Below are 23,957 nucleotides of genomic sequence, written 5' to 3' on the forward strand. Positions count from 1 at the left end.
GTGACGATGGATGCCGAGGCGCAGGAGAGTTTCCGGGAGTTCGTGGCGAACCGGTCGCCCGCACTGCTGAAGACCGCGGTCCTGCTGAGCGGCGGCGACCGGCACGCGGGCGAGGACCTGCTGCAGAACGCGCTGATCAAGGCGGCGGGCCGCTGGCACCGCATCGACGAACCCGAGGCGTACGTACGGCAGATCCTCTACCGGCAGCAGATCAGCCGCTGGCGGCTGAAACGGCGCGGGCGGGAACTCAGCGTGGCCGAGCCGCCGGAACCCGGCGTCGGCGGGGACACCGCCTCGGCCGACGCGGAGCTGCGCCTGCTGATGCGGGGCGCGCTGGCCCGGCTGACCGCGCGTCAGCGGACCATGCTGGTGCTGCGCTACTTCGAGGACCTCCCCGAGGCCGAGGTGGCCCGCGTCCTCGGCTGCTCGGTGGGCACCGTACGGTCCACCACCCACCGTTCCCTGGCCCGGCTGCGCGCCCTCGCGCCCGAACTGCGCTCCCTCGGCCCGTCCGAGGACGGGCGACGGCCGTCCGGTGACTACTCGCCCGTGGAGGTGCGGTCGTGAACGTCGACGAACTCGTGCGTGACGCGTTGCGTGAACAGGCGGCGGAACTGACGGCGCCCGGACCCGGGTTCGCCGACCGGGTGCTGGCGGCGCGGCGCCGGCGCCGCGTCCGCGGACTCGCCACCGTGGCCGCCGCGACGGCGGCCGTGATCGCGGTCTCGGTGGGGGTGCCCGCGCTGGATTTCGGCGGAGGACGGGGTCGGCCCCCGGGCGGCGGGGTGGAGCAGACCGAGGTCGTCGCCCGGGCCGGCCAGTCGCCGCCGCGGGATCTGCTGGCCGCCGGGGACGTGGCGATGGCCGCGTACTTCACCACCAGGAAAGTCCGGGTGACCGAGAACCTCAGGATCTCCGAGCGCACCTACTGGCTGCTCGACCCCGGGACCGGGAAGTACGAGAAGGACGACCGGTGGTCGTTCGTCGCCGTGGCGCCCGGGCTGAGGACCGCGGCCGTGCTGGAGCGGGAGCTGCCCGCCGGGCGCATCGGGCTGCTCGACCTCGCCAGCGGCGAGGTCGAGCGGTGGATTCCGGTCGGTCACAAGGTCGCGGGCCTGGCCTTCTCGCCGGACGGCCGCAAGCTCGTGGCGACGACGTATGGCGAGAATCCCGATGCGCTGCACAGGGTCGAGGACCCGGATGGGTCGGTCGGATGGCAGTCCCGGGAGATCTCGTCCCGGAACGGGTTCCAGGTCGTCGACGTGGCCTCGGGGAGGGGGTCCTGGGTCGAGGTCGGGACCGGCGACGACGTGTTCGGCCCGGCGGGCTTCATCAACGCGCGCCAGGACTTCGCCTTCAGCGCCGACGGCGGTTTCGTCTGGGCGGGACGGGTCTCCGAGGAGATCCCCCTGGACTACTTCGACCTCGCCGGCAACGCCGTCGCGCCCCCGGCCCGTGAGGCGCACCGGGTCTGGCACGTCGACGCCGGTCTGTCGCCGGACGGGCGGAGACTCGCCGGTGACTTCGCGGGGAAGTCGCGGAGTACGTCCTCCTGGATCCTCGATCCCCGCACCGGCGGGCAGGTCGCCGAGGTCCGTGGGCAGCAACTGCTGGCCTGGGCCGACGGCGACTCGCTCGTCGCCTGGGACATCGGCGCCGACGGCGACGAGTTCCACCAGCGGCTGGTGCTGGTCACCGTGGGCAGCGACGAGGTGGTTCCGCTGAGCGGGTTCCGGTCGCCCGAGGACGACACGAAGGGGCGGTGGGAGCCGGTGTTCGTGCGGCGGTGAGGGGGGTCAGGCGGTCGTCAGGCCGTCGTGCGCCGCTCTGAGCCCGGCGGCCGTCGCGCGGTCGGCGGGCCTCAGTGGGGGGCGGGGCGGGCCCGCGGGGAGGTTCAGGGCGGTGAGGAGGGCCTTCGCGGCGACCGTGCCGGGGAGGCCGTTCGCCGTCATCGCCTCGATGAGGGGGGTCGCCCGCTGCTGGAGGCGCGCCGCGCGGGCCGTGTCGCCGGCGTCGAAGGCGTCCAGCACGGCACGCGTGTGCCCGGGGACGACGTTGGCGACCGTGCTGACGCAGCCGGCGCCGCCGACGGCGTAGAGGGCCAGGTTGTGTTCGTCGCAGCCCGCGTAGTACGCGAGGCCGGTGCGGGACATGACCTTCTGGGCGGCCAGGAAGTCGTACGAGCAGTCCTTGACCGCCCGGATGCGGGGGTGCTCGGCCAGGCGGAGGAGGGTGTCCGGTGCGATGCGCACTCCGGTGCGGGAGGGGATGTCGTACAGGGCGAGGGGGAGGGCCGTGGCCTCCGCGACGTCGAGGAAGTGGGCCTCGATCGCGTCCTGCGGGGGTCTGCTGTAGTACGGGGCCGCCACCAGGAGGGCGTCCGCGCCGGCCTTCTCGGCCTCGCGGGCCAGTTCCGCGGTGTGCAGGGTGTCGGGGGTGCCGACGCCCGCGACGATCGTCGCCCGGGTGCCGACGGCCTGGCGCACGGCCTTGATGAGGGACGACTTCTCCGCGTCGGTGGTGGTGGGGGACTCGCCCGTGGTTCCCGAGAGGACCAGGCCGTCGCAGCCGTGGGCGACCAGGTGGTCGGCCAGGTGCTGGGCGCCGTCCAGGTCGAGCGCGCCGGTGGGGGTGAACGGGGTGATCATCGCGCACAGGGTGCGGCCGAGGGGCGGGGTCCTGAGGGTCATGGGGGTAGTGTCTGCCGGTGGGTTGTGAAGGTCCACTTAAATGTGGTGTCCGGTATGGGTAAGCGTTGCTTCATGGATAGCGCCGGGGCGGTGGGGGTACTCGGAGTTCCCGATCCGAGAGGAGGCGCATCGTGACCGGAACCATCGAGCGACGGCCGGTTCGCGACGAGCACAGCGTGGGCGAGCTCGTCGGGCAGGCCACCGAGCAGATCTCCCGGCTCGCACGGCAGGAAATGGCGCTCGCCAAGGAGGAGCTTGCGGAGAAGGGGCGCCGCGCGGGGCGCGGCGGCGGGATGCTGGGCGCGGCGGGGGCGTTCGGCTATGCGGGACTGCTCGCGCTGGCCGGTACGGGTGTCGCCGCGCTGGACCTGGTGCTGCCGCTGTGGGCGGCGGCGCTCATCGTGACGGGGGTGCTGTTCGCCATCGCCGGTGTGCTCGCTCTTGCCGGTCGCGGGCAGTTGCGCCGGGCCACGCCGCCCAAGCCCGAGCGGACCATGGGCAGCGTGAAGGCCGATGTCGAGGAGATCAAGGGAAGGGCGCACCGATGACGCACGACGTGGGGCGCGCGGGGTCCCGGACGGGGGCCCACGTGGAGGCGAAGGCGGAGGCCGCCGCGACCGGGCAGGGGGCCAAGGGGCCGGACGAACTGCGGCGGCAGATCGAACGGACACGGCACGAACTCGGCGACACCGTCGAGGAGTTGGCCGGGAAGATGGACATCAGGGGGAGGGTGCGGGCGCGGGCCGACGACCTTCGGGACCGGGCCGGTGCGATGACCGTGCAGATGCGGAGCAGTGCCGCGCACGCCGGGGAGGTCGGGGCGCGGTACCGGAAGCCGGCGATGATCGCCGGCGCGGTGGCCGCGGTCGTCGCGAGCGCGGTGATGGTGCGGCGCCACCGTTGCTGAGGCGGCGGTGCCGGCGCGGAGCGGCTGCGACCGGTGGGCGGGGCCGGCTCCGGGAACATCCCGGAGCCGGCCCCGCCCACCGCCGTCGTCTTCCCGCTACGGCCGGAAGCGCAGTACCTGCGGGTCGTGGTCGCTGATCTGGTCGTGGAACTCCGCGTTGACGTGCACGCTGTCGTAGGTGAAGGTGCCGCGGCGGATGGACGGGCTGATCAGGATCTGGTCCAGGGCCTGGCTGTTGCCCTGGTAGACGTACGAGTAGCGCTCGCTCCGGGGGAGGGACTTGACCGCCGACCAGAGGGCGCCCCCGCCCTCGAGGATCTCGGTCGTCTCCGAGAACTCGAAGTCGTTGATGTCGCCCAGGACCACCACGTCGGCGTTCTTCTGGGTCTTGAGGATCTTCGCCGTGAAGTCGTGGACCGCCGCCGCCTGGAGGTGGCGCTGGGTCTCCGAACCGCGGGACGGGGGCTGGTACTGGGAGGTCAGACCCTGGTCGCCGCCCTTCGACGCGAAGTGGTTGGCGATGACGACGACCGTGCGGCCCCGGAAGGTGAACTCGCCGGCGAGCGGCTTGCGGCTGTCGTCGAAGGCCTCGGAGGCCGGGTCGATCCGGCCGGGGGAGAGCGTCAGGGCCGCCCTGCCGCGGATCTCCGTGACGTCGGTGGCGGTCGTGGCGTCGCCGCCCGGACGGTCGGTGAACGAGACCCGTGCGGGGTTGAAGAGGAAGGCCTGGCGGATGTTGCCGCCCGGCTCGCCGCCGTCCTGTTTGTCGGCGGGGTCGACGGAGCGCCAGTCGTAGCGGGGGCCGCCCGCCGCTTCGATGGCGTCGATCAGCCTGGTCATCGTCAGGTCGGCGGCGACCGTGCCGTCGTCGGTGGCGCCGTTGTTGTCCTGGATCTCCTCCAGGGACACGATGTCGGGAGACCGGAGGTTGTCCACGATCGCCGCGGCGTGGGCGGCGAAGGTGTCGTCGGAGGGGTCGAGGTTCTCGACGTTGTAGGTGGCGACGGCCAGTTCGGAGGTGTGCTGCCGACGGGTCGTCTCGCGCCGCAGACCCGCGGTCTCGAGGGTGCCCAGCTCGTTGGCCACGAGGGTGTAGCCCCCGTACTGGTTGTAGTCCAGGGGACCCGTGGTGGTGCCGGTGAGGGTGTCGCCGACGTTCGCGTCGGGGAAGTCGGACGCCTTGCCCAGCGACTGGATCTGGAGGCGGCCGGTGTTCTGGGCGTCGTAGGAGCCGTAGACCGTGCCGCCCCGGTGGTTGCGGTGCTCGTACGGCTTCACCGTGACCCAGAGCTCGGTGTACGGGTCGGTGGCGCCCACCACGCGGGTGTCGGAGACCTGGACGTTCATGCCCTCCAGCGACTCGTAGAGGTCCAGGGCGTACGCGGCGGGGCGCAGGGGGAGCGTGTTGATCGAGCCGTTCGGCTCCGGGGTGTAGGCGGCGGGAACGGACCGTGCGTCGACGGTCGTCGCGGACGGGACCGGGTTGCCGCCGGAGACGACCGTGAAGGTCGGGCGGGTGATCTCCGTCAGGGACTGGTTGCCCGAGGACGTGCCGCCGGGGACGTACTCCGAGACCGTGCCGGAGACGGTGACGGCGTCGCCGACCGCGACGCCCTTCGGGGTGGAGCTCGTGAAGACGAAGACGCCCTCGCTGGTGGCCGAGTCGGCGTCCGGGGCCGGGTCCTGGATCCAGAAGCCGCGGGACGAACCGTAGGTGCGGACGCCGGTGACGATTCCGGTCACGTCGGTGACCTGCCGGCCGGCCAGCGGTGAGATGCGGGTGTCGCCCTGGATGTCGTGGATGCGCACCGTTTCTGCGTGCGCGGGTGACGTGAGGACGACGGTGGATGCCGCGGAGCACACGGCGGCGACGGTGAGCGCGGCGAGGCGCGCGGACGACTTGCTCGGCAAGGGATTCCCTCCGGGAACGTGTGACCCGCCCATTTCTACGCGCGTCAATCTCCAGCCAGGCCGGGCCACTTGTCAAGGTTTCGGCCATGTACGGCCACTGAAGAGGAGATGAAGCGGGCGGCATGGGTGGAAATCCGTCTAGGCTGAGCGGCTGAGTCGTTACCGGCCCTAGGAGAAACAGCCGATGTCAGACAGCTCCACCCTGCCGCCTGCGCTGCTGCGCCCCGAAGCGGAGCTGGCGCGCGACGCCCTGTCCACCCCGGTGCTCTCCCGGGCCGCCGGGCTCGCCCGCTGGGCCGGGCCGGGGACCAGGGTCGACGCCGGGGGCGGGCTCGTCGACGAGCAGCTGCCGGCGGCCGCCGCGCAGCTGGGGCTGACCGGGGAGGACGCCGCGGCCGACGCCGGCGAGGCCTGGCGCGTCGCCGTGGACGCCGGGCTCGTCGAGGTGGTCGACGAGGAGGAGGGGACCGTCGCCGCGGGGGACGCCCTGGCGCTGCTCACCGGCGGTTCGCCGCAGGACGTGCTCGGGGTGTGGCTCGCGGCCCTGGAGACGGTGCTCGGTGACGCGAGCGTTCCGGACCTGGGCGGGCTGGTCGACGCCATCGCCGAGGGGGAGGGGTCCGGGGAGCTCGACCTCGACGCGCTGGACTGGGATCCGGAGGCCGAGGCGGAGTTCCTGGACGGAGTGCTCGGCAACCTCTACCTGCTGACCGTGGGCGGGGAGGGTGCCGAGGGCGCGATGGTCCCGTTGCCCGGGCTGGCCGCCTCGGTGATCGTGCCCGGTGACATGACCGAGCCCACCAACGACGTCCTGCAGCAGGTGTCCGACGCGATGATGCGGCTGGACGACCAGTTCCGGATGCTGGAGCCGGTCGGGCTCGTGGAGTACCGGCCGGTGGACGAGGCGCTGATGGCCGACGAGGAGCCCGCCGGGCCGGTCGACGACACCGACGTCTCCCGTTACGGCATGGTGCGGCTGACCCCGCTCGGGCTGTACGGACTGCGCGCCCGGCTGCTGGAGGCCGGGTTCGCGGCGCCGGCCGTGGGCGACCTCGTGGACAAGGGCGCGGACGCGCTGCTCGACGGCACGGCCGTCTTCCCGCCGGCCGCCGCCCACGCGGAGACCGAGCGGTGGCTGGGCCGGCGTGATCCGCTCCAGGCCGCACGCGAGCTGCTGGCGGCGGCCCGCGGGGCGGACCAGGGCGCGCCGCTGCGGCGGCTGCGGTGCCAGCAGGCGCTGTCACTGGTCGGCGCGGCGGCGGAGCCCGCACTGCGGGAGGTGCTGGACGATCCCGAACTCGGCGGGCTGGCCCGGGTCTGGCTGGCCGAGCACGGGGCGGCCGACGTACCGCCGCCGTCCGAGGCCCTGATCTTCTGGCTGACCATCGACACGGTCGCCGCCCAGCTCGCCGCCGAGGGCAACTCCGAGGAGCTGCGCTCCCTGGTGGAGGGGCTGGCGCGGCAGCACAGCGGCTTCTTCGACACGGCCTGGCGGGTGGAGCACCCGGCGACCGCGGACGTGCTGGAGGCCATGGGGCGGCTGCACCCCGACAAGCGGATCGCGAAGGAAGCGCGGAAGGCGGCGTTCAAGGCGCGGTCGCAGCACGGCGGCTGAGCCCCGCGACGGGACCCGTGCGGTTCACGGAAGGGAGAACCCCCGTGACCCTCGGTGTTCAACCGGCGTTCAGGCATGGGCGGGAGCGTGGCGGACGCACGGGGTTCGCCACCCTCCACGGCCCAGCCACGTCACAGGAGACAGCATGTCGCTCACCCGCAGGGACTTCGCCAGAACGTCCGCGATCGCCGGCGCCGGTGTCGCGCTGACGGGCAGTGTGGCCGCCCTCGCCTCCGCGCCCAACGCCCTCGCGACCGCCGACACCGAGAGCGTGGACGAAGGGACCGCGGAAGCCGCGGAGCGGCACGACGGGGTCGGGTACGGGCCGCTCCTCGCGGACCCGGACGGACTCCTCGCCCTGCCCGCGGGTTTCACGTACCGCGTGCTCACCCACAGCGGCAGGACCCGGCTGGAGTCGGGTGAGTACACGCCCGCCGACCACGACGGCACCGCCGCCTTCCCCGGCCCCCGCGGCAGCACCCTCCTGGTCAACAACCACGAGATGGACGGCCCGCGCGACGAACGGGAGTTCCCCGTCCCGCTCGTCGAGGGCCTGGTCTACGACCCGGCCGCGCCCGGCGGCTGCACGGTCGTCGAGGTGCGCCCCGACGGGGGCGTCGCCGAATGGGTCGGCATCGCCGGCACCGCCCAGAACTGCGCGGGCGGCAGCACTCCCTGGGGCACCTGGCTCACCTGCGAGGAGAACTCCGACCGGGCCGGCGAGAACGGCATGACCAAGGACCACGGCTACGTCTTCGAGGTCGACCCCGCCGACCGGCGCGCCAACCGCGACCCCAAGCCGCTGAAGTTCTTCGGCCGTTACGACCACGAGGCCGTCGTCATCGACACCAGGCGCGGCCACGCCTACCTCACCGAGGACGCCGACGAGCCCAACGGCCTGTTCTACCGCTGGACCCCGCCGGAGGGCTTCCGCTACGGCCCCGGCACCCTCCGCACCCTCGCCGACGACGCCGGCGTCCTCCAGGCGCCCAAGTGCTACGACTCCGGCGGCCGGTACGTCGACGACCTCTCCCGCGCCACGAGGACCGGCACGGTGTACGGCGTCGACTGGGTGGACGTGCCCGACCGCGACGCCCGGACCGTCGACGTGCGCGAGCAGTTCGAGGAGGGCGAGGTCACCCGCGCCCGCAAGCTGGAGGGCATGTGGTGGGGCGACGGCGGGGCGTACATCGTCTCCTCGTACGCCCGCGAGGAGAGTCCCGTCCAGCACGACGGCCAGGTCTGGTTCTACGATCCCGGGCGCCGCACGCTCACCCTGAAGGTCCTGCTCGGCGTCGACCGGGACCCGTCGAAGGACGGCGCCCTCGACGGCCCCGACAACATCACCGTCTCCCCGTACGGCGGCCTGATCATCGCCGAGGACGGCGAGGGCGTGCAGCATCTGTTCGGCGCCACCGACAGCGGACGCACCTACCCCATCGCCCGCAACGAGCTGAACATCGGTACCGAGGACGAGCCGGAGTTCAGCGAATTCACCGGCGTCACCTTCTCGCCCGACGGGAAGACCCTGTACGCCAACATCCAGGAACCGGGCATCATGCTCGCCATCACGGGGCCCTGGAGGCGGCAGAGGCGCCGGTAGGCAATTCAGCGGCCCGGCCCGGTGGGCGCCGCCGAGTACGTCGAGGGCGGCCGGGACGCCGACCGGCCGTGGGCCGCGTGAGGAACTGCTCCGGTCCGGAGCCCTCCCCGCTCCCCGCTCGATAGGGTACGGGGAGGGTCCCGGGGGTGAGGAGTGGGTGATGGCGCAGGTCAGGTCCATGCGCGCGGACGCCCGCCGCAATCGCGAACTGCTGCTCGAAGCCGCGGTGGAGGCGTTCGCCGCGCACGGTGAGGGTGCCTCGCTCGACGACATCGCCAAGCGGGCGGGCGTCGGGTCCGGCACGCTCTACCGGCACTTCCCGACGCGTCGGGCGCTGCTGGAGGCCGCGTACGTCGACCGTATCGAGTCGATCGCGGCACGGGCCGGCGAACTCGCCGGGCGGCTGCCGCCGGGCGAGGCGCTGGTGGAGTGGCTGAACGAACTCGGCGCCGGGATGCTCCGGATCCGGGGGCTGCGGGCGCTGCTGGGCGCCGCCGTCGGGGACGGCGGCACGGAGTGCTGCGATCCGCTGAAGAGCGCGGTCTCCCGGCTGGTCGGGGCGGCGCGGGAGGCGGGCGTGCTGCGGCGCGACGTCGAGCCGGTCGACGTGCTGCGGCTGGCCCACGGCGTGGCGACGGCCTCGGAGCTGGCGGGCGGGGAGGGGACGCAGATCCGCCGCTATCTGGGGTTGCTGATGGACGGGCTGCGGGCGTGACCGCCCTGGCGCCCCCTGCCGGCGGGGGCGCCCCACGGCCCGTCCGGGTGGTTACAGTGCCTGGCCGGCCGGCTTCACCATCCCCCGTACCGTGCGCGACTTCACGAAGTCGCCCATCGCGGTCATCTCCCACTCGCCGGAGTACTGGCGGATCAGCTTCGCCATCATCACGCCCGTCTGCGGTTCGGCGCTCGTGAGGTCGAAGCGGACCAGTTCCTCGCCCGTGGTGGCGTCCAGGAGGCGGCAGTACGCCTTGGCGACCTCGGTGAACTTCTGGCCGGAGAAGGAGTTGACTGTGAAGACCAGGCCGGAGACCTCCTGGGGGAGGCGTCCGAGGTCCACGGTGATCACCTCGTCGTCGCCGCCGCCCTCGCCGGTGAGGTTGTCGCCGGAGTGCCGGATCGCGCCGTTCACGATCTGCAGCTTGCCGAAGTAGCAGCTGTCGATGTGGTTGCGCTGCGGGCCGTAGGCGATGACCGAGGCGTCCAGGTCGATGTCCTTGCCGCGGTAGGCCGGCTCCCAGCCGAGACCCATCTTGACCTGGGAGAGCAGCGGGCGGCCGCCCTTCATCAGGGAGACGGTCTGGTTCTTCTGGAGGCTGACCCGGCCCTTGTCGAGGTTGATCTTCCCGGTGCCGGGGGCGGCGGCGGGCGGTGCCGGAGGCGCGGCGGGGGCGGCGGCCGGCACGGGGGGTGCGGCGGCCGGCACGGGGGGTGCCTGCGGGGCGGCCGCCGGCTGGGCGGGGGCGGCCGGTTCCTCCACCGTGACGCCGAAGTCGGTGGCGATGCCGGCCAGGCCGTTGGCGTACCCCTGGCCGACGGCACGGACCTTCCAGGCGCCGTTGCGCAGGTAGATCTCCACGACCACCAGTGCCGTCTCGTCGCCGAGGCGCGGGGGCGTGAAGGTGGCCAGGACCGCGTTGTCGTCCGGGTTGCGGACGGTGGCGGTCGGTTCGATGCCCTGGAAGGTCTGGCCGGCGGCGTCGGGGCTCGCGGTGACGACGATCTTCTCGATGCCGGGCGGCACGGCCGTGGTGTCGACCGTGATGGCGTCGGGGGTGGTGCCGCCGCCGGAGCGGTAGGTCACGCCCGGGCCGGCGGGCTGGTTGTAGAAGATGAAGTCGTCGTCGGAGCGCACCTTGCCGTCGGCGGTGAGCAGCAGGCCCGAAACGTCGAGGCGCACGGGGGCGGCGACGTCCACCGTCACTCGGGCGGTGGGGAGAGGGATGTTCGAGCCGGGGGTCATAGCGGTCATGCGGGGTGAACGAGCGAGGCTGTTTTACCGTTCCCTTACCTGTGGCCCGATCGGGTCAGAGGGTTTTCGCCCCCGCCGCCCCTACCCGTTCCCGTCCCCCGGGGGCGTGGCCCCCGGACCCCCGCTCCTCAAACGCCGGAGGGGCTGGAATCAGCCCCTCCGGCGTTTGAGGAGCGGGAATCCAGGGGGGAACCCCTACGGCACCACCACGATCTTCCGGCCCACGCCCGCCGCGAACTGCTCCAGGGCCTGGGGGTACCGGTCCAGGGGGAGGCGGTCGCTGATGAAGACGTCCGGGTCCAGGACGCCCCCGGCGAACAGTTCCGCCGCCCGCTCGTAGCTGTGCAGCACGGCCATCGACCCCGTGATCGTGATCTCCTGGTTGTAGATCCGGTACGGATCGATCGTCACCCGCGTCGCGTAGTCGGCGACCCCGAACTGGAGGAACGTACCGGCCTTGGCCACCCGGTCCAGGCCGTCCTGGATCGCCGCCGCGTTGCCCGTCGCGTCGATGACGAGGTCCCAGCCCTGGGGCCGGTCCAGCTCGTCCGGCGACGCCGCCGACGCGGAGACCCCCAGCCGCCGCGCCGTCTCCAGCCGCGCCGGATTCAGATCCACCACGTCCACGCTCGCCGCACCGGTCCGCTTCGCCAGCTCCAGCATCATCAGGCCCATGGTCCCGGACCCGTAGATCAGCACGTGCGCGCCGAGCCGCGACCGGAGCACGTCGTAGCCGCGCACCGCGCAGGAGAGCGGTTCGATCAGCGCCGCGTCCTGCGTGCGGATGTGCTCGGGCAGCCTGACGCAGTTCGCCACCGGCGCCACCGCGTACTGCGCCGCGCCGCCCGCCGTGGTGACGCCGATCGCCGCCCAGCGCTCGCAGAGGTTGTTGTGGCCGTTCCGGCAGTAGCGGCACTCGTGGCAGTACAGGGAGGGGTCCACCGCGACCCGGTCGCCGAGCGACACCTCCGTGACCCGGGAGCCGATGCCGACCACCTCGCCGGCGAACTCGTGCCCCGGCACGATCGGCAGCTTCGGCGCGAACTCGCCCTGGAGGATGTGCAGGTCCGTGCCGCACAGCCCGCACGCGGCGACCTCGACGACGACGTCGCGCGGCCCCGGAGTCGGGTCCGGGACCTCGGTGACGACGGCCTTGCCCACGGACTCGATGACGGCGGCCTTCATTTCACGGCTCCCAACGACAGGCCCTGGACGAGTTTGTCCTGGGCGGCGAACCCCGCGGCGAGCACCGGCAGGGAGATGACGAGCGACGCGGCGCACACCTTGGCCAGGAACAGGCCCTGGCTGGTGATGAAGCCGGTCAGGAAGACGGGGGCGGTCTCGGCGACCACGCCCGTCAGGACCCGGGCGAAGAGCAGTTCGTTCCAGCTGAAGATGAAGCAGATCAGCGCCGTCGCCGCGATGCCGGGCAGGGCGATCGGGGCGACCACGCGGGCCAGCACCGTCGGCAGCCGGGCGCCGTCGAGGTGGGCGGCCTCGATGACCGCGACCGGTACCTCGGCGAGGAAGGACTGCATCATCCACACCGCGATCGGCAGGTTCATGGAGGTGTAGAGGATGACGAGCAGCCAGATGTTGTCGAGCATCCCGGCGTTCTTGGCGAACAGGTAGATCGGCAGCAGGCCGGCCACGACGGGCAGCATCTTGGTGGAGAGGAAGAAGAACAGGACGTCCGTCCACTTCTTCACCGGGCGGATGGACAGGGCGTAGGCCGCGGGAAGGGCCAGCAGCAGGACGAGGAGCGTCGAGACGACGGACGCCACCGTCGAGTTGATCAGGGCGGGCCAGGGGCCGGCGCCGCCGCCCGCGCCGAAGAACTCGCGGTAGCCGTCCAGGGTGAGGGCGGCCGTGAAGGACGGCGGGTTGGTGGCCGCGTCCGCCTCGGAGTGGAAGGACGTCAGCACCATCCAGGCGATGGGCAGGAAGAACACGATGCCGGCCAGCCAGGCGACCAGGCCGAGACCCGCTCCGCCGCGGAACCGGCCGCGGGTGCGTACGGTGATGCTGCTCATGCGCGGGACACCTCCTCGCGGAACAGGGACGAGACCACGCGCAGGGCGAAGGTCGCGATGACGATCGAGCCGATGACGACCAGGACGCCGGCGGCCGAGGCGAGGCCGTTCTCGTGGGCCTGGTAGAAGGTCTGGTAGACGGTGTAGGGCAGGTTGGCGGTGCCCAGGCCGCCGGACGTGATGGTGAAGACCGCGTCGAAGTTCTGCACGATGTAGATCGAGCCGAGCAGGGCGCCCAGTTCGAGGTAGCGGCGCAGGTGGGGCAGGGTGAGGTGGACGAAGATCTGCCAGTCGCTCGCGCCGTCGACGCGGGCGGCCTCGATCTGCTGGTGGTCCCGGCTCTGCAGTCCCGCGAGCAGGATCAGCATCATGAACGGGGTCCACTGCCAGACCAGCGAGGCCTCCACGGCGAGCAGCGGGGTGCCCGAGATCCAGTCGGGCTGGGGGCCGCCGACGTAGTGCAGCAGGCCGTTGAGGAGGCCGTACTCCGGGTTGTACAGGACGTGCTTCCACAGCAGGGCCGCCGCGACCGGGACCACCAGGAACGGGGCGATGAGCAGGGTGCGGACGATGCCCCGGCCGCGGAACCTCCGGTCCAGCAGGAGGGCGAGCAGCAGTCCGAGGACCAGGCTGGCCAGGACGACCGCCACGGTGAGCAGGATCGTCGTCCAGACGGACTTGCGCAGGGCGGCGTCGGTGAGGACCTCCTGGTAGTTCTCGAAGCCGGCGAAGCGGCGGGCGTCGGGGTAGAGGGAGTTCCAGTCGAAGAAGGAGATCACCAGCGTCGCCACGAAGGGCAGCTGGGTCACCGCGATCATGAAGACCAGGGCGGGCAGCAGCGGGGCGCGGGTGGCCCAGGCGCGCAGCCGGGCGGAGGGCCGGTGAGGTGCGGAGCGTGTCTCGGGCGCGGCCACGGGGGCCGTTGTCGTGGCGGTCATCGTCCCTCGTACTCCTCGGCGATCTCTTCTGCGAGCTGCTGGGACTTCCTCAGGGCCGACTCGACGGACTGGCGTCCGGCGATGGCCGCGCTGATCTCCTGGGAGACCTTGGTGCCGAGATCGGTGAACTCGGGGATGCCGACGAACTGGATGCCGGGCGCCGGACGGGGCTGGACACCGGGGTCCTCGGGCCGGGCCTGTTCGATGGCCTCCTTGGTCATCTCCTGGAAGGCCGCGGCCTCCGCACGGTAGGAGGGGTTGGCGTAGGTGGAGGCGCGCTTGCCGGCCGGTACGTTGGACCAGCCGATCTCGTCGCCGACCAGCTGCTCGTACTCCTTGCTGGAGGCCCAGGAGATGAACTTCCAGGCGTTGTCGGGGTTGCGGGAGGCGTGCTGGACGCCCCAGGCCCAGGTGTAGAGCCAGCCGGAGGACTCGGTCTTCTCGACGGGCGCGGGGGCGTAGCCGACCTTGCCCTTGACGGGGGACCCGTCGGCCTCCAGGGAGCCGGCGGCCGAGGTGGCGTCGTACCACATGGCGACCTTGCCCTGGGTCATGTTGTTGAGGCACTCGGCGAAGCCGGCCTGGGGGGCGCCGGACTCGCCGTGCTCGCGGACCAGGTCGACGTAGAACTTCGTCGCCCTCTCCCACTCGGGGGAGTCGAGCCTCGCGTTCCAGTCCTCGTCGAACCAGGTGCCGCCGAAGGTGTTCACCACGGTGGTCAGCGGGGCCATGACCTCGCCCCAGCCGGGCAGACCGCGCAGGCAGATGCCCTTCATACCGGGTTCGGCCCCGTCGAGCCGCGCGGCGAGGTCGGCCACCTGCCGCCAGGTGGGCCTGGCGGGCATCTCCAGGCCCGCCTCGGCGAAGACGTCCTTGCGGTACATCAGGAAGGACGACTCGCCGTAGAAGGGCTGGCCGTAGAGCTTGCCGTCGTCGCCGGTGAGGGACTGGCGCATCGGCTCGAGGACGTCCTGCTGGTCGTAGTCCCGGTCCCCGTCGACGTAGGAGTCCATCTCCTTCAGCCAGCCGTTGCGGGCGTAGATGGGGATCTCGTAGTTGGACAGGGTGGCCACGTCGTACTGGCCGGCCTGGTTGGCGAAGTCCTGGCTGATCTTGTCGCGGACGTCGTTCTCCGGCAGCACGGTGAAGTTGACCTTGATGCCGGTGTCCTTGGTGAAGTGGTCCGCGGTCAGCTTCTGCAGCTCGACCATCTGCGGGTTGTTGACCATCAGGACGTTGACGGAGTCACCGCCGGCGCCGGCCCCGCCCGCCCCGACCCAGCAGCCGGAGAGCAGCGGGGCGAGCAGCGTCCCTGCGGCGACCGCGGCGAGTGCGGCTCGCGGCGGCCTCCATCGGCTCTGGGTTTGCATGGATCACTCCTCGGCGAAAGCGGTCGTATGGGGAGATGACGGGCGTCGCGCGGCATGGCTCCGCCCCGGGGGCAAGGAAACGGTGTGCTGATCCGGTCTGCCTCAGACCCGGATGACCTGCGGTCCCAGCAGGGAGTAGCGATGGGCCTCGGCCGCCGGGAGCAGGGTGCTCGTGACGATCGCCTCCAGCGCGCCGACCTCGGCGAACCGGCAGAAGCTGACCGCCCCGAACTTGGCGTGGACGCCGGCGAACACCACCCGGCGGGAGGCCCGGACCGCCTGCGCCTTGACCTCGCCGACCGCCGGGTCGGGCGTGGTCAGACCGTGTTCGCGGGAGATCCCGTTGGCGCCGATGAACGCCAGGTCGATGACGAAACCGGAGAGCATCTTCGTCGTCCAGTGGTCGACGGTGGCGAGGGTTCCGGAGCGGACCCGGCCGCCGAGCAGCAGGACGGACGCGGCGCCGGTCTCCGCGAGCGCGCCCGCGACCGGCAGGGAGGCGGTGACCACGGTGAGCGGCCGGTCGGTGGGCAGGGCCTCGGCGATGAGCTGCGGGGTGAAGCCCTCGTCGACGAAGACCGTCTCGGCGTCCCCGAGCAGCTCGGCCGCGGCGGCCGCGATCCTGCGCTTCTCGGGCACGTGACTGGTGGCGCGGAAGGAGAGCGTCGTCTCGAAGCCGGCGCTCTCCACGGGATAGGCGCCGCCGTGGGTGCGGCGCACCAGACCGTGGTCCTCCAGGGCGCGCAGATCCCGCCGTACGGTCTCCTTGGCCACGCCCAGTTCGGCGGCGAGCGCGCTGACGTCGACCGAACCGGTGGTGCGCGCCACCCGTACGATCTCCCGCTGGCGCTCTTCGGCCGTCCTGTTGCTCATGGCCGGACACCCGCTTCCTGATCTCGCTGCCCGTTCGGGCCCGGTGGGACCCATGCAGGAAGTTCTACAACGGGCTTTCCGTGCTGACCAGGTCTGTTGCAGGCCCGTTCCTGCCCGGTTGTGCCCGTTCGGCTCGCCTCGGGCCCGGCCCGGACCTGGGAGGGCGCGGGGGAGCGGGTGGGAGCGGGCAGCGCGGATGCCCGCATGCGGCGGCGGGCGGGCCCGTTCGGTGCCCGCCCGCCGCCGGATGCGTGATGTCCCGCCCGGATCCCGCCGTCAGTACGGCCAGACGGGCGGGTCGGTGACGAAGTGTCCGCCCAGGCGGGCGTGCGCCGGGTTGTCCGGGTCCAGTTCGCCCTGCTCGGCGATCAGCTTCGCGGCGTACGGCTCGGAGTCGTCCTGCGGGTCGTAGCCGAGCGCCCGCGCGGAGGTGAGGTCCCACCACAGCCGGGTGTTGGCGGAGGAGCCGTGGACGACGGTGTGGCCGACGTTCTCGGCGGTCAGGGCCGCGTGGAAGAGGCGGGCGCCGTCGGCGGGGCTCATCCACACCGAGAGCATGCGCACGCTGGTCGGCTCGGGGAAGCAGGAGCCGATGCGCACGGAGACGGTCTCCAGGCCGTGCTTGTCCCAGTAGAGCTGGGCGAGGTCCTCGCCGAAGCACTTGGACAGGCCGTAGAAGGTGTCCGGGCGGCGCGGGGTGTCGACGGGGATGAGGGGGTCGTCGCCCTGCGGGCGCGGGGTGTAGCCGACGGCGTGGTTGGAGGAGGCGAAGACGATGCGGCCGACGCCCTCCTCGCGGGCGGCCTCGTACAGGTTGTACGTGCCCTCGATGTTGGCCCTCAGGATCTTCTCGAACGGGGCTTCCAGGGAGATGCCCGCGAGGTGGACGATCGCGTCGACGCCGCGGACCGCCTCGCGCACGGCGTCCTTGTCGGCGAGGTCCGCGACGACCGCGTCCGGTTCGCCGTCGACGGGGCGCAGGTCGAGCAGGCGCAGGTCGTAGCCGTGGTCCGGGAGCAGGTCCCGCATCAGCGTGCCGAGGCCGCCGGCGGCGCCGGTGAGCAGAACGGTGCGGGGAGCGGGCATCCTCGGGTCTCCTTGCATCGCCGGCCGTGGTGGCCGTACATATGAGCCCATACATATGGGCGCACGGCATTCATATCCGTGGACACGCTAAGGAGGTGGGGTGCGGCGCGTCAAGTATTCCGCGACTTCCCGCGGAACGGAAGAATCCGCTGGTGCGTCGCGGGTTGCGGTGCTTGACCGGGGTCCCCGGGGCGTCTTAGCGTGAACATGTTCAGAGTTGTGGACATCAATCAGGAATATGGACCTGGGAGAGCTCGTGACGTCAGCCCCTCTCGCCGCCCGACTCGGTGTCCCCAGCGGGCCGCTGTTCTTCCCGGTCACCGCCTACGGACCCGACGGCTCCGTCGACCTCGACACCTACCGGCTCCATGTGCGGCGCGGGGTGGAGGCCGGTGCCGCCGCCGTGTTCGCCTGCTGCGGCACCGGTGAGTTCCACGCGCTGACGCCGGAGGAGTTCGAGCTGTGCGTGACGGCGGCCGTGGAGGCCGCCGGAGGACGCGTCCCGGTCGTCGCGGGCGCCGGCTACGGCACCGCGCTCGCGGTCCGCTACGCCCGCCTCGCCGAGCGCGCGGGCGCCGACGGGCTGCTCGCGATGCCGCCGTACCTGGTGCGGGCCGGGCAGGAGGGACTGCTGCGGCACTACCGGCAGGTGGCCGCCGCGACCTCCCTGCCGGTGATCGTCTACCAGCGCGACAACGCCGTCTTCACTCCTCGCGGCGTCGTCGAACTGGCCCGCACGGAGGGGATCGCCGGCTTCAAGGACGGCCTCGGCGACCTCGACCTGATGCAGCGGATCGTCAGCGCCGTCCGCGCCGAGGGCCCCGGTGACTTCCTGTACTTCAACGGGCTGCCGACCGCCGAACTGACCCAGCCCGCCTACGGCGGCATCGGCATCGCCCTCTACTCGTCCGCGGTGTTCTGCTTCGCGCCCGAGATCGCCCTCGCCTGCCACACCGCCTTCCGCACCGGCGACACGGACACCGCGAACCGCCTGATCGACGGCTTCTACCGGCCGTTCGTGGAACTGCGCGCCCAGGGCCACGGCTACGCCGTCTCCCTCGTCAAGGCCGGCGTACGCCTGCGCGGGCTGGACGTGGGGGAGGTGCGGCCGCCGCTGCACGAACCTGCCGGGGATCATGTCAAGCAACTCGCCCGGCTGATCGAGCGGGGACACGCGCTGCTCGAGGAGGGCCAGTGAAGGCGTCGGCGTTCGTCTACCCCTGGGACGTCAACGGGGACCCGGAGGCACCCGCGCGGATCGCCGCGCTCGGCACGGCGCAGGTGACGCTCGCCTCCGCCTACCACTCCACCCGCGCGCTGACCCCGCGCCACCCGCGCCACCGCGTCGTCACCGCGGAACACGCGGCCGTGCTGTACCCGGCGGGGGACCACTGGGCGGACCGCCCCCTGCGCCCGTACCCGGCCGGCGACTGGGCGCCCGGTGACGCCTTCGGCGAGGCCGCCGCCGCGCTCGCGGACGCGGGCCTGCAGGTGCACACCTGGGTGGTGCTCGCGCACAACTCCCGCCTCGGCGCCGAGCATCCGGACACCTCGGTGGTCAACGCCTACGGCGACCGCTACCCCTGGGCGCCGTGCGTCGCCCAGCCCGCCACGCGCGCCTACCTGACCGGCCTGGCCGCCGAGGCGGCGGTGCGGCCGGGGGCGCGCGGCACCGAGCTGGAGTCCCTCGGCTGGTACGGACTGGCCCACCTGCACGCCCACGACAAGACCGCCGGGGTCGGGCTCGGGGACGCCGGGCAGTACCTGATGTCCCTGTGCTTCTGCCCGTCCTGCCGCGAGGGCTACGGGGCCCGGGGCCTGGACGCCGACGCCCTCGCCGGCGCCGTGCGCACCGCACTGGAACCGGTGTGGCGGGGGGCGCCCTCCGACGGGGGCTGGGCGGGCGTCGAGAAGCTCCTCGGCGGGGAGACGGCGAACGCCACGCGCGCCTGGCGCGACGAAACGGCCCGCACGCTCCAGGAGGCGGCGGTCGCCGCCGTGCGGCAGGCCGCTCCCGAGGGCTTCCAGGTGCTGCTGCACGCGGACCCGGTCTCCTACCACTGCGGAGCCAACGCCGGCGTCGACCCGGCCCACATCCTCTCCGTCGCCGACGGAGTGGTCGTGCCCTGCACCGGAGGCGCCGGGCCGCTGACCCCGTTCGCCCGGGAGGCCGGCGCGGACACCGTCCTCGCCGCCAACTTCACCGTGGTCTCCGGCATGGGCGGCAGCCCCGGCACCCTCGCGGCGGACGCGGCCGAGGCGCGGCGGCTGGGCGCGACGGAACTGCGCCTGTATCACGCCGGGCTGGCGTCGGACGGGGACCTGGAGGCGGTGCGCTCGGCGCTGGCCGGACTCTGAGACAGAGCGGCCGCCGTCACCGCCCCCAGGGCGCATCCGGGCACGGCCGGCAGCAGCCGGTGGCCGACGAGCCCGACCAGGGCCGCGTCCGCCGCCGACCCCGCGCCCTGGACGGCGTACAGCACACCGGCGTACGCGGGGGAGCGGCCGAGGTCCTCGACCACGGCGTGGACCGGCGCCCCGCTGGCGTTCGCGCACGGCATCGTGGCACCGCCCGCGCGGTGGGTCGACGGCGCGGGGGCCGGGGAGCTCCCTCCAGCCTCCCCGCACGACCTCCGATCTCACGCTCACCGTCCTCGGTACCGCCTCCCCGCACCCCGGCCCCGACCGCCCCGGCTCCGGCCACCTCCTGCGCGGCGCGGGCGCCGGGGTGTGGGTCGACGCGGGGTTCGGGACGTTCGCCGAATTGCAGTGGCACACGGACCCGGCCCGGTTGGGCGCCGTATGGATCTCCCGCCTGCACGCCGATCTCCCCCGGTCTCGGCTTCGCCCGACCGGGCGGTGCCCCCTCGCCGATCCGCTCGCCGCCGCCCACGGCCTCGCGTGCGGCGGGCTCACCCCGTCCGCACCGATCGCCGTCCACGCGCCGGCCGGCTGCGCGCCGGGGGCACCTCCCACGCGTTGAGCGGTGGAGGAGGCTCGCCGGCTTCTTCGGACGCCCGGACACCGATTTCCTCGACGGCGTATTCGACTTCCGTCCCCTGCGTGACGGGCGGGCCGTCCGGTACGGCGGCCCAACCCTCACCTCCACCGCCGTCGTCCACGACGTCGAGGCCCACGGGCTGCGTGCCGAGTGCGCGGGGCGCGTCCTCGCCCACTCCGGGGGCAGCGGACCGTGTGCCGCCCTCACCGGACCGGCCCGCGACGCCGACCTCTTCCTCTGCGAGGCGGACATCGACGAGCATCGCGAAAGCGAACGTGTCCACCTGACGCCCGAGGATGCCGGCGACACCGCCCGGCGGGCGGGCGTGCGCGAACTCCTCGTCGCCCATGCCGGCCCCACGCTCACCCCCGAGGCGGCGACCGCCCGGGCCGCCTCCGCCTTCGGCGGGCCCACCGCCACCGCCCGGGAGGGCCGCGCGTACGCCGTGTGAGGCAACGGAAACTTCCTCTGTCAGAAGCATTGACGAAACTCTGGGCCACTCCTACGGTCATCGCGTCGTACTTCGTACGTCATATATGAGACGCGATACGCGAGATCCGATACGCGAGATCCGACGCGAAATCCGAGAGGCGCGCATGACCTCTGTGCCCACGCCGATCCCCTCCCGCACGCAGTACGTGCTGGAGGAGATCAAACGCCGCATACTCACCGGCCGGTTCACACCGGGCCAGGCCCTGGTCGAGACCGACCTCGCCGCACAGTTCGGGGTGTCCAAGACCCCGGTGCGCGAGGCGCTCAAGACCCTGGCCGGCACCGGTCTGGTCGTGATGAGCCAGTACAAGGGCGTCACGGTGCGCATGGTCGACGCGGATATGGCACGCGCGGTCTACGACGTGCGGCTGCTCCTGGAACCCGAGGCGCTCAAGCGCGCCGTGCGTCGCGGTGCCTCCCTGGACGCCGCGCGCGACGCGCTGACCCGCGCCGACGAGGCCGGTGACACGGCCGAACGGTCGCTCGCCAACCGCGCGTTCCACCGCGCCCTCTACGTGCCCTGCGGAAACCCGCTGCTCGGCCGGATGCTCGACGAGGTCCGCGACCAGGCCGCCCTCGTCTCGGCCGTCGCCTGGGCCGCCGACCCCTCCTGGGAACGGGAGGCGAGCGAGCACCGCGAGATCCTGCGGCTCGCGCTCGACGGGGACGCGGACGGCGCGGCCCGCGCCCTGTACTCGCACATCGCGTCGTTCGTGCGACGGGCCTTCCCCGAAGTCGGAGCGGACTTCGAGGCGGCCCCGGAAGCCCAGAAAGAGGACGGTCAGGCATGACAACGACGTTCGAGACCCAGCGGGCCGCCCTGGCCGACGTGGTGGCGATCCCGGTGACCCCGTTCGCCGAGGACGGCTCCGTCGACCCAGGCACCTACCGGGCCCTGCTGCGTCGTCTCCTCGACGGTGGCATCACGACCCTCACCCCCAACGGCAACACCGGCGAGTTCTACGCCCTGACCCCCGACGAGCGCCGGCTGGTCACCGAGCTGACCGTCGAGGAGGCGGGCGACCGCTCGGTGATCCTGGTCGGCGTGGGCCACGACGTGCCCACCGCCGTCGCCTCCGCACGGCACGCCCGTGAACTCGGTGCGCAGATGGTGATGGTGCACCAGCCCGTCCACCCCTACGTCTCCCAGAGCGGCTGGGTCGACTACCACCGCGCGATCGCCGAGGCCGTGCCCGAACTGGGCGTCGTCCCCTACATCCGCAACGCCCAGCTCACCGGCGCCCGGCTCGCCGAACTCGCCGACGCCTGCCCCAACGTGCTCGGCGTGAAGTACGCCGTGCCGGACGCGGCCAGGTTCGCCGCCTTCGCCCGGGACGCGGGGCTGGAACGGTTCGTGTGGGTCGCGGGGCTCGCCGAGCCGTACGCCCCCTCCTACTTCTCGGCCGGCGCCACCGGCTTCACCTCGGGCCTGGTCAACGTCGCCCCGTCCGTCTCGCTGAACATGATCGAGGCGCTGCGCTCCGGCGACTACCCGACCGCCATGAAGGTGTGGGAGCAGATCCGCCGCTTCGAGGAACTGCGCGCCGCCAACGGCTCCGCCAACAACGTCACCGTCGTCAAGGAGGCCCTCGCCTCCCTCGGCCTGTGCCGCCGCGAGGTCCGCCCGCCGAGCAGGCCGCTGCCCGAGAGCGAGCGCGCCGAGGTCGCCGCCATCGCCGCGGGGTGGTCGATATGAAGTCCCCCGAGCAGCTCAGAAGCCACCAGTGGTACGGCACCGACGGACTGCGCTCCTTCAGCCACCGCGCCCGCACCCGCCAGCTCGGCTACCTGCCCGAGGAGCACCTGGGCAAGCCGGTCATCGCGATCCTCAACACCTGGTCCGACATCAACCCCTGCCACGTCCACCTGCGCGACCGCGCGCAGGCCGTCAAGCGGGGCGTCTGGCAGGCGGGCGGCTTTCCCCTGGAATTCCCGGTCTCCACCCTCAGCGAGACCTTCCAGAAGCCGACCCCCATGCTCTACCGCAACCTGCTCGCCATGGAGACCGAGGAGCTGCTGCGCTCCTACCCGGTCGACGGAGCCGTGCTGATGGGCGGCTGCGACAAGTCCACGCCCGCCCTGCTGATGGGCGCCGCCAGCGCCGACCTGCCCGCCGTGTTCGTGCCCGCCGGGCCCATGCTGCCCGGGCACTGGCGCAACGAGGTCCTCGGTTCCGGCACCGACATGTGGAAGTACTGGGACGACAAGCGCGCCGGTGTCATCGGCGACTGCGAGATGCAGGAGCTGGAGAGCGGCCTGGCCCGCTCGCCCGGCCACTGCATGACCATGGGGACGGCGTCCACGCTGACCGCCGCGGCCGAGGCCCTCGGCGTCACGGTCCCGGGCGCGTCCAGCATCCCGGCCGTCGACTCCGGGCACGACCGGATGGCCGCGAAGGCGGGCATGGCGATCGTCGACCTGGTCCACAGGGACCGCAGGCTGAGCGACATCCTCACCGCGGACGCGTTCGAGGACGCGGTGACGACCGTCCTCGGACTCGGCGGCTCCACCAACGCCGTCATCCACCTGATCGCCATGGCCGGCCGCGCGGGCGTCACGCTCACCCTCGACGACTTCGACCGCATCGCCCGCACCGTCCCGGTGCTGGCCAACGTACGGCCCGGCGGACAGACGTACCTGATGGAGGACTTCCACTTCGCGGGCGGACTGCCCGGGTTCCTCTCTCGGATCCCGGACCTGCTCCACCTGGAGCGGCCCACCGTCTGCCACGACACCCTGCGCGAGCAGATCGCCGGCGCGCAGGTGCACGACGACGACGTCATCCGGCCCCGCGGCAACCCGGTCGCGGCCGAGGGCGGGGTCGCCGTACTGCGCGGCAACCTCTGTCCGGACGGCGCCGTCATCAAGCACATCGCCGCCGAGCCGCACCTGCTGAAGCACACCGGCCGCGCCGTCGTCTTCGACGACTACAAGCAGATGCAGCGGACCATCAACGACCCGGCGCTGAACATCACCGCCGACAGCGTGCTGGTCCTGCGTAACGCCGGCCCCAAGGGCGGCCCGGGCATGCCCGAGTACGGGATGCTGCCCCTGCCCGACCACCTGCTCAAGCAGGGGGTGCGCGACATGGTGCGGATCTCCGACGCCCGGATGAGCGGGACGAGTTACGGCGCGTGCGTCCTGCACGTCGCCCCCGAGTCGTACGTCGGCGGACCGCTGGCCCTGGTGCGCACCGGGGACTCGATCACCCTCGACGTCGAGAATCGCGTCCTCCGGCTCGACGTCGACGACGAGGAGCTGGAACGCCGCCGGGCGCAGTGGACGCCGCCGCCCGTGCGCTACGAGCGCGGCTACGGCGCGCTCTACAACGAGCAGATCACGCAGGCCGACACCGGCTGCGACTTCGAGTTCCTCGCCCGCCCGGGCACGGTCCAGGACCCGTACGCCGGCTGACCGGCCGTACCTCCCAGGCCCCCGCACGCACAGGAAGAAAGCGCTTCACCCGCTC

Annotated in this window: 22 protein-coding genes and 1 pseudogene; 13 read left to right on the plus strand and 10 right to left on the minus strand. The window is 72.6% G+C overall.

Annotated elements, in window-relative coordinates; all coding sequences use genetic code 11:
- The first annotated feature begins 6 nt into the window (after positions 1–6).
- Together ACFY3N_RS13185 and ACFY3N_RS13190 are read left to right on the plus strand one after the other, a co-directional pair.
- The gene (locus tag ACFY3N_RS13185) at positions 7–567 is read left to right on the plus strand and encodes a SigE family RNA polymerase sigma factor (protein ID WP_390816729.1); all 561 of its coding nucleotides are present in this window, start codon (positions 7–9) and stop codon (positions 565–567) included.
- Positions 564–1,790 carry a YncE family protein gene (locus ACFY3N_RS13190; protein ID WP_390816730.1) on the plus strand — a complete coding sequence of 409 codons (1,227 nt, stop codon included), beginning with the start codon at positions 564–566 and terminating at the stop codon, positions 1,788–1,790. The genes ACFY3N_RS13185 and ACFY3N_RS13190 overlap by 4 nt, the downstream gene beginning before the upstream one ends.
- Positions 1,791–1,796: 6 nt before the next feature.
- On the opposite strand, the gene dapA is transcribed toward ACFY3N_RS13190, so the two are convergent.
- Positions 1,797–2,690: a 4-hydroxy-tetrahydrodipicolinate synthase gene (gene dapA / locus ACFY3N_RS13195; protein WP_390816731.1), complete on the minus strand. Its 894-nt coding sequence runs from the start codon at positions 2,688–2,690 to the stop codon at positions 1,797–1,799.
- Positions 2,691–2,821: 131 nt separating this feature from the next.
- On the opposite strand from dapA, the gene ACFY3N_RS13200 reads away from it, so the two are divergent.
- Positions 2,822–3,238 carry a phage holin family protein gene (locus ACFY3N_RS13200; RefSeq protein WP_390816732.1) on the plus strand — a complete coding sequence of 139 codons (417 nt, stop codon included), beginning with the start codon at positions 2,822–2,824 and terminating at the stop codon, positions 3,236–3,238.
- On the plus strand, positions 3,235–3,597 hold the full coding sequence (locus ACFY3N_RS13205) for a DUF3618 domain-containing protein (RefSeq protein ID WP_390816734.1): 363 nt from the start codon (positions 3,235–3,237) through the stop codon (positions 3,595–3,597). The genes ACFY3N_RS13200 and ACFY3N_RS13205 overlap by 4 nt, the downstream gene beginning before the upstream one ends.
- Before the next feature lie 96 nt (positions 3,598–3,693).
- Here ACFY3N_RS13205 and ACFY3N_RS13210 read toward each other — a convergent pair whose 3' ends face one another.
- Positions 3,694–5,508 (minus strand): endonuclease/exonuclease/phosphatase family protein, encoded by a 1,815-nt coding sequence (locus ACFY3N_RS13210; RefSeq protein WP_390816735.1) that lies wholly within the window; start codon positions 5,506–5,508, stop codon positions 3,694–3,696.
- A 184-nt stretch (positions 5,509–5,692) separates the two neighbouring features.
- Here ACFY3N_RS13210 and ACFY3N_RS13215 point away from each other — a divergent pair, with 184 nt between their 5' ends.
- The 3 genes from ACFY3N_RS13215 (at position 5,693) to ACFY3N_RS13225 (ending at position 9,441) form a co-directional block, all read left to right on the plus strand.
- Positions 5,693–7,123 (plus strand): hypothetical protein, encoded by a 1,431-nt coding sequence (locus ACFY3N_RS13215; RefSeq protein WP_390816737.1) that lies wholly within the window; start codon positions 5,693–5,695, stop codon positions 7,121–7,123.
- Positions 7,124–7,268: 145 nt separating this feature from the next.
- A complete protein-coding gene (locus ACFY3N_RS13220) occupies positions 7,269–8,726 on the plus strand; it encodes an alkaline phosphatase PhoX (protein ID WP_390816738.1) in 1,458 nt (485 codons plus the stop codon).
- Positions 8,727–8,886: 160 nt separating this feature from the next.
- Positions 8,887–9,441, plus strand: coding sequence for a TetR/AcrR family transcriptional regulator (locus ACFY3N_RS13225; protein WP_390816739.1), 555 nt, complete (start codon positions 8,887–8,889; stop codon positions 9,439–9,441).
- A gap of 51 nt (positions 9,442–9,492) precedes the next feature.
- On the opposite strand, the gene ACFY3N_RS13230 is transcribed toward ACFY3N_RS13225, so the two are convergent.
- The 7 genes from ACFY3N_RS13230 to ACFY3N_RS13260 all read right to left on the minus strand — a co-directional run bounded on the left by ACFY3N_RS13230 (position 9,493) and on the right by ACFY3N_RS13260 (position 16,995).
- Positions 9,493–10,686 carry a TerD family protein gene (locus tag ACFY3N_RS13230; RefSeq protein WP_390816870.1) on the minus strand — a complete coding sequence of 398 codons (1,194 nt, stop codon included), beginning with the start codon at positions 10,684–10,686 and terminating at the stop codon, positions 9,493–9,495.
- Positions 10,687–10,890: 204 nt separating this feature from the next.
- Positions 10,891–11,880, minus strand: coding sequence for a zinc-dependent alcohol dehydrogenase family protein (locus ACFY3N_RS13235; RefSeq protein ID WP_390816740.1), 990 nt, complete (start codon positions 11,878–11,880; stop codon positions 10,891–10,893).
- Entirely contained in the window at positions 11,877–12,728 is an 852-nt protein-coding gene (locus ACFY3N_RS13240) for a carbohydrate ABC transporter permease (protein ID WP_390816741.1), read from the minus strand. The genes ACFY3N_RS13235 and ACFY3N_RS13240 overlap by 4 nt, the downstream gene beginning before the upstream one ends.
- On the minus strand, positions 12,725–13,666 hold the full coding sequence (locus tag ACFY3N_RS13245; RefSeq protein ID WP_390816743.1) for a carbohydrate ABC transporter permease: 942 nt from the start codon (positions 13,664–13,666) through the stop codon (positions 12,725–12,727). The genes ACFY3N_RS13240 and ACFY3N_RS13245 overlap by 4 nt, the downstream gene beginning before the upstream one ends.
- Complete coding sequence (locus ACFY3N_RS13250; RefSeq protein WP_390816744.1) at positions 13,663–15,036, minus strand: ABC transporter substrate-binding protein; 1,374 nt, start codon at positions 15,034–15,036, stop codon at positions 13,663–13,665. The genes ACFY3N_RS13245 and ACFY3N_RS13250 overlap by 4 nt, the downstream gene beginning before the upstream one ends.
- A 102-nt stretch (positions 15,037–15,138) precedes the next feature.
- Positions 15,139–15,909, minus strand: coding sequence for a DeoR/GlpR family DNA-binding transcription regulator (locus tag ACFY3N_RS13255; RefSeq protein ID WP_390816746.1), 771 nt, complete (start codon positions 15,907–15,909; stop codon positions 15,139–15,141).
- Between the two features lie 276 nt (positions 15,910–16,185).
- Positions 16,186–16,995, minus strand: coding sequence for an NAD-dependent epimerase/dehydratase family protein (locus tag ACFY3N_RS13260; protein ID WP_390816747.1), 810 nt, complete (start codon positions 16,993–16,995; stop codon positions 16,186–16,188).
- Between the two features lie 238 nt (positions 16,996–17,233).
- Here ACFY3N_RS13260 and ACFY3N_RS13265 point away from each other — a divergent pair, with 238 nt between their 5' ends.
- Both ACFY3N_RS13265 and ACFY3N_RS13270 read left to right on the plus strand, forming a co-directional pair.
- Positions 17,234–18,193 (plus strand): 5-dehydro-4-deoxyglucarate dehydratase, encoded by a 960-nt coding sequence (locus ACFY3N_RS13265; protein WP_390816749.1) that lies wholly within the window; start codon positions 17,234–17,236, stop codon positions 18,191–18,193.
- A complete protein-coding gene (locus ACFY3N_RS13270; RefSeq protein WP_390816750.1) occupies positions 18,190–19,353 on the plus strand; it encodes a hypothetical protein in 1,164 nt (387 codons plus the stop codon). The genes ACFY3N_RS13265 and ACFY3N_RS13270 overlap by 4 nt, the downstream gene beginning before the upstream one ends.
- Here the strand turns inward: ACFY3N_RS13270 and ACFY3N_RS13275 are convergent.
- Positions 19,290–19,556 carry a hypothetical protein gene (locus tag ACFY3N_RS13275; RefSeq protein ID WP_390816752.1) on the minus strand — a complete coding sequence of 89 codons (267 nt, stop codon included), beginning with the start codon at positions 19,554–19,556 and terminating at the stop codon, positions 19,290–19,292. The genes ACFY3N_RS13270 and ACFY3N_RS13275 overlap by 64 nt on opposite strands.
- Positions 19,557–19,633: 77 nt before the next feature.
- Here ACFY3N_RS13275 and ACFY3N_RS13280 point away from each other — a divergent pair.
- The 4 genes and pseudogenes from ACFY3N_RS13280 to araD form a co-directional block, all read left to right on the plus strand.
- Positions 19,634–20,447, plus strand: a pseudogene (locus ACFY3N_RS13280) (MBL fold metallo-hydrolase); the annotation flags it as partial.
- Between the two features lie 145 nt (positions 20,448–20,592).
- Positions 20,593–21,279: a GntR family transcriptional regulator gene (locus tag ACFY3N_RS13285; protein ID WP_390816753.1), complete on the plus strand. Its 687-nt coding sequence runs from the start codon at positions 20,593–20,595 to the stop codon at positions 21,277–21,279.
- Positions 21,276–22,184 (plus strand): dihydrodipicolinate synthase family protein, encoded by a 909-nt coding sequence (locus ACFY3N_RS13290; RefSeq protein WP_390816754.1) that lies wholly within the window; start codon positions 21,276–21,278, stop codon positions 22,182–22,184. Before ACFY3N_RS13285 ends, ACFY3N_RS13290 begins: the two co-directional genes overlap by 4 nt.
- Positions 22,181–23,902 (plus strand): L-arabinonate dehydratase, encoded by a 1,722-nt coding sequence (gene araD, locus ACFY3N_RS13295; protein ID WP_390816756.1) that lies wholly within the window; start codon positions 22,181–22,183, stop codon positions 23,900–23,902. Before ACFY3N_RS13290 ends, araD begins: the two co-directional genes overlap by 4 nt.
- Positions 23,903–23,957: the final 55 nt, after the last annotated feature.

Origin of the sequence: Streptomyces sp. NPDC000348 (assembly GCF_042898795.1) — a bacterium.
Lineage (GTDB): Bacteria > Actinomycetota > Actinomycetes > Streptomycetales > Streptomycetaceae > Streptomyces.

Bases quoted from the DNA above. Each gene is read 5' to 3' on its own strand.
- ACFY3N_RS13185 (WP_390816729.1), top strand. From the start codon at position 7: ATGGATGCCGAGGCGCAGGAGAGTTTCCGGGAGTTCGTGGCGAACCGG.
- dapA (WP_390816731.1), bottom strand. From the start codon at position 2,690: ATGACCCTCAGGACCCCGCCCCTCGGCCGCACCCTGTGCGCGATGATC.
- ACFY3N_RS13205 (WP_390816734.1), top strand. From the start codon at position 3,235: ATGACGCACGACGTGGGGCGCGCGGGGTCCCGGACGGGGGCCCACGTG.
- ACFY3N_RS13215 (WP_390816737.1), top strand. From the start codon at position 5,693: ATGTCAGACAGCTCCACCCTGCCGCCTGCGCTGCTGCGCCCCGAAGCG.
- ACFY3N_RS13220 (WP_390816738.1), top strand. From the start codon at position 7,269: ATGTCGCTCACCCGCAGGGACTTCGCCAGAACGTCCGCGATCGCCGGC.
- ACFY3N_RS13225 (WP_390816739.1), top strand. From the start codon at position 8,887: ATGGCGCAGGTCAGGTCCATGCGCGCGGACGCCCGCCGCAATCGCGAA.
- ACFY3N_RS13230 (WP_390816870.1), bottom strand. From the start codon at position 10,686: ATGACCCCCGGCTCGAACATCCCTCTCCCCACCGCCCGAGTGACGGTG.
- ACFY3N_RS13235 (WP_390816740.1), bottom strand. From the start codon at position 11,880: ATGAAGGCCGCCGTCATCGAGTCCGTGGGCAAGGCCGTCGTCACCGAG.
- ACFY3N_RS13240 (WP_390816741.1), bottom strand. From the start codon at position 12,728: ATGAGCAGCATCACCGTACGCACCCGCGGCCGGTTCCGCGGCGGAGCG.
- ACFY3N_RS13245 (WP_390816743.1), bottom strand. From the start codon at position 13,666: ATGACCGCCACGACAACGGCCCCCGTGGCCGCGCCCGAGACACGCTCC.
- ACFY3N_RS13250 (WP_390816744.1), bottom strand. From the start codon at position 15,036: ATGCAAACCCAGAGCCGATGGAGGCCGCCGCGAGCCGCACTCGCCGCG.
- ACFY3N_RS13255 (WP_390816746.1), bottom strand. From the start codon at position 15,909: ATGAGCAACAGGACGGCCGAAGAGCGCCAGCGGGAGATCGTACGGGTG.
- ACFY3N_RS13260 (WP_390816747.1), bottom strand. From the start codon at position 16,995: ATGCCCGCTCCCCGCACCGTTCTGCTCACCGGCGCCGCCGGCGGCCTC.
- ACFY3N_RS13265 (WP_390816749.1), top strand. From the start codon at position 17,234: ATGGACCTGGGAGAGCTCGTGACGTCAGCCCCTCTCGCCGCCCGACTC.
- ACFY3N_RS13275 (WP_390816752.1), bottom strand. From the start codon at position 19,556: ATGCCGTGCGCGAACGCCAGCGGGGCGCCGGTCCACGCCGTGGTCGAG.
- ACFY3N_RS13285 (WP_390816753.1), top strand. From the start codon at position 20,593: ATGACCTCTGTGCCCACGCCGATCCCCTCCCGCACGCAGTACGTGCTG.
- ACFY3N_RS13290 (WP_390816754.1), top strand. From the start codon at position 21,276: ATGACAACGACGTTCGAGACCCAGCGGGCCGCCCTGGCCGACGTGGTG.
- araD (WP_390816756.1), top strand. From the start codon at position 22,181: ATGAAGTCCCCCGAGCAGCTCAGAAGCCACCAGTGGTACGGCACCGAC.